Annotated in this window: 1 pseudogene; it reads left to right on the forward strand. The window is 66.1% G+C overall.

Annotated elements, in window-relative coordinates:
* Positions 1 to 122: 122 nt before the first annotated feature.
* Positions 123 to 1,035, forward strand: a pseudogene (locus ACIF9R_RS38340) (IS5 family transposase).
* Positions 1,036 to 1,251 lie beyond the last annotated feature (216 nt).

A 1,251-nucleotide genomic window follows, 5' to 3' on the forward strand; every position in this document is an offset into this window, starting at 1 on the left:
CAGCCGCGTCACCCACGACATCCACATCCACCGCCTCGACCCCGAGAAGGAGATCAACACCGAGCTACAAAAAGCCGCTTAGGAAGCGACGTTGCTCTATAGCCGGTCTGATCATTGATCTTGTGGCAGGTCGAGGTGAGCTGACGGATGCGGCGTGGGAGCGAATAGAGCCCTTGTTGCCGCGGGTGGGCGGACACGGTCGTCCGTGGCGTGATCACCGGCAGGTGGTCAACGGGGTGCTGTGGCGGCTGCGGACCGGGGCTCCGTGGCGCGATCTGCCCGAGCGGTACGGCCCCTGGCAGACCGTCTACGAGCGGTTCGCCCGCTGGGAAGCGGACGGGACCTGGGCGAAGCTACTGGAACACGTCCAGGTCCGCGACGACGCAATGGGCCGGGTGGAGTGGACCGTCGCTGTCGACTCCACGATCAACCGAGCTCACCAGCACGCGGCCGGCGCCCGTAAAAAGGGGCCGCGTGCGGGGACGAACCGGAAGATCCGGGCCACTCGCAGGCGCGCCAGGCCCTCGGCCGATCCCGGGGCGGGCTGACCACCAAAGTTCATCTCGCCGTCGACGGCCGCGGCCTCCCGCTGTCCATCACCCTCACACCCGGCAACGTCAACGACGCCACCGCCTTCGGCCAGGCCCTCGACAGCATCCGCATCCCGCGCGCCGTTACGGGCCGACCTCGCACGACACCGACGCGGGTGCTGGGCGACAAGGCATATTCCAGCCGGGCGATACGCCACCTGCTGCGGCGCCGGGGCATCGTTGCCACGATCCCCGAACGCCGCGACCAGGTGGCCAACCGCCTGCGACGTGGAACCCGCGGCGGCCGCCCACCCGCCTTCGATAAGGAGATCTACCGCGATCGCAACGTGGTCGAACGATGCTTCGCCCGCCTCAAGCAAGTTCCGTGCGATCGCGACCAGGTTCGACAAACTCGCCACCCGTTACCGGGCCGGAGTCGTTCTGGCCTCGCTGATCCTCTGGCTTCGCGAAGCAACCAGGTGATCATTTGTCAGACAGGCCCTAGTGGGCCAACGTGCACTGGCCGGGCGGGATGCCGGTGCACCTGCGGCATTCCTCTTACGAGCAGTCGTACGCGAAGCACAGACCGAAGGAAAAAGGGCTTGATCGCTTCCAACTGTCGGAGACTGAGCCCGAATCCACCGGCTGACATCTGTGGATAACTTCTCCGGGAACGAGGAAGAGCCTTGCGACCTGCGATGATGGGAGTTCTTGAGGCTTC

The organism is Streptomyces sp. NPDC086080, assembly GCF_044540255.1.
Taxonomy (GTDB): domain Bacteria; phylum Actinomycetota; class Actinomycetes; order Streptomycetales; family Streptomycetaceae; genus Streptomyces.